This is a genomic window from Albidovulum sp. (genome assembly GCF_041919395.1).
Taxonomy (GTDB): domain Bacteria; phylum Pseudomonadota; class Alphaproteobacteria; order Rhodobacterales; family Rhodobacteraceae; genus Albidovulum.
In genome coordinates this window covers 1-2045 of record NZ_JAYRTX010000193.1, presented here as the reverse complement: position 1 = coordinate 2045, position 2045 = coordinate 1, and the positions used below count along the sequence as shown (strand labels likewise).

The window sequence follows — 2045 nt, the reverse complement described above, 5'->3', positions numbered from 1 at the left end:
CCGAAGGCCCCCGCGCCGGATCAGAACCGGAAGCCCACGGTCAGCGCCGCCGTCGTGGCGTCAATGTCCGTGCCGGTGTTGTCGAAATTGTCGAACTGGTTCGTAAGCACCTCACCGCCGACGGTCCAGCGGTCGTTCAGCGCATATTCCGCGCCGACGCCGGCGAACCAGCCGGTGTCGTCGCGGCTCACGCCGCCGATGTCCGCGCTCGCCTGTGCGGCACCGCCACGGACATAGAGCAGCGTCCGCCCCATGTCATAGCCGGCACGAACACCGAGCCGGGCGATGCTGTCGAGGTTGTCGCCGGCGGTGCCGAGGTCGATGTCGGTCTTGTCCCAGTCGAGCCCCGCGCCGAGCACCCACTGGCCGAAATCCCAGTCGTACCCTCCGCGCAGGCCGTAGATCGCGCCGTTGCCATCGACTGCCCCGGCCGATGCGTCGCCGTAGCCGACCTGGCCACCGACCCAGCCGCCGGTCCAGTCGCCGTTCGGCGCGGCCGCGACGACGGGTGCAGCGACGGGCGCCTCCACCACCGGCTCGGCGTAGCCGCCGGCAAGCGCCGGGGCGGCGAACGCCGCGCCGAAGGCCAAGCCGAGGGCCGTCTTGCTGATGTGTCTCATCTTGATCTCCTTGTCTGCTCGGGCATGCGGGGCAGATGCAGCCTTCCCGGCCACCGTCACTGCCCTCCCACGGAATGAAGTTGGCCAAGTCGGGCGGGGTTCCAAGGGGCCTTCACGGACCGTTGATCCGAAGCCCACGCGCCACACCCCCGGATCGGCGAAACCTTGCGCACTAGTGACCGGGACCGGCCTCGTTTCGCCGACTGGACAGCGATCGCGCCCGAAGATACCTCAGGAAGGCGAGTTCATTCCCCTCGCCCGGAGACGTTCCGGGCCAAGCCTGGAGGACAGCCATGCGTCTCGACTCGGCCGCAGCGATCGTCACCGGCGGGGCCTCGGGCCTCGGCGCGGCAACGGCGGAGGCCTTCCGCCAGAGGGGCGCAAGGGTCACGGTCTTCGACCGCGCGACCGGGGGGGAGGCTGTCGCCCAGGACATCGGTGCGCATTTCGCCGCCGTGGACGTGACCGACGAGGCTTCCGTCGCGGCCGGAATCGCCTCGGCCCGCGCCGCCATGGGCCGGATCGACGTGCTGGTGAACTGCGCCGGCATCGCCACCGGCGAACGGATCCTCGGTCGCGAGGGGCCTCACGCGCTCGCCTCGTTCCGCCGCACGCTCGACATCAACCTCGCCGGCACCTTCAACGTGATGCGTCTCGCGGCCGCCGAGATGGCGCGCAACGACGGCCCCGAACGAGGCGTCATCGTCAACACCGCCTCCATCGCGGCCTTTGACGGACAGAAGGGCCAGGCGGCCTATGCGGCCTCCAAGGGCGGGATCGTCGGCCTGACGTTGCCGGCCGCGCGCGACCTCGCGAGCCTCGGCATCCGCGTCTGCGCCATCGCGCCCGGCATCTTCGCCACGCCGATGATGAAAGGCCTGCCGGAGGAGGTGCAGGCGAGCCTCGCCGCCGAGGTCACCTTCCCGCGCCGCCTCGGCGATCCGGCCGAATATGCCGCACTCGCCGCCTTCATCGTCGAATGCGGCTATCTCAACGGCGAGGTGATCCGCCTCGACGGTGCGCTCCGGATGCGCTGATGGCGCGCCAGAACCGCGTGACGCCCGAGGGCGAGATCATCGCCCACCCGGGGCGGGGGCTTTTCATGGGCAACCGGGGTATCCTGCACGACGGCGGGGGACGGATCGTCGCCCCCTTCCGGCACCGGAACTGGGTCTGCTGTGTGACCGCGTTCAGGGGCCGCAACCGGACGGTGATGGCGCCGGGGCGCTACACCGAGCTTTTCTTCCTTGACGAGGCAGTGGCGCTCGCCGCCGGGCACCGGCCGTGCGGCGAGTGCAGACGGCAAGACTACGCCGCGTTCCGCGCGTCCTGGGCTGCGGCCACGGGCGACGGCCTGCCCGACGCGCCGGAAATGGACCGGGCGCTTCATGCTGCCCGCATCGCGCCCCGAAAACGCACGCAGCG

2 protein-coding genes and 1 pseudogene are annotated in these 2045 nt (G+C 70.9%); 2 read left to right on the top strand and 1 reads right to left on the bottom strand.

Annotated elements, in window-relative coordinates; all coding sequences use genetic code 11:
• Positions 1 to 20: 20 nt before the first annotated feature.
• Positions 21 to 620: an outer membrane protein gene (locus ACMUOO_RS17305; RefSeq protein WP_301918908.1), complete on the bottom strand. Its 600-nt coding sequence runs from the start codon at positions 618 to 620 to the stop codon at positions 21 to 23.
• 293 nt (positions 621 to 913) lie between these two features.
• Between ACMUOO_RS17305 and ACMUOO_RS17300 the strand changes: the two genes are divergently transcribed.
• Positions 914 to 1657 carry an SDR family NAD(P)-dependent oxidoreductase gene (locus ACMUOO_RS17300; RefSeq protein ID WP_301918907.1) on the top strand — a complete coding sequence of 248 codons (744 nt, stop codon included), beginning with the start codon at positions 914 to 916 and terminating at the stop codon, positions 1655 to 1657.
• Positions 1657 to 2045: pseudogene (locus tag ACMUOO_RS17295) on the top strand (hypothetical protein); the annotation flags it as partial. The gene ACMUOO_RS17300 and the pseudogene ACMUOO_RS17295, both read left to right, overlap by 1 nt.

Coding starts and splice junctions, on each gene's coding strand:
- ACMUOO_RS17305 (WP_301918908.1), bottom strand. CDS start 620: ATGAGACACATCAGCAAGACGGCCCTCGGCTTGGCCTTCGGCGCGGCG.
- ACMUOO_RS17300 (WP_301918907.1), top strand. CDS start 914: ATGCGTCTCGACTCGGCCGCAGCGATCGTCACCGGCGGGGCCTCGGGC.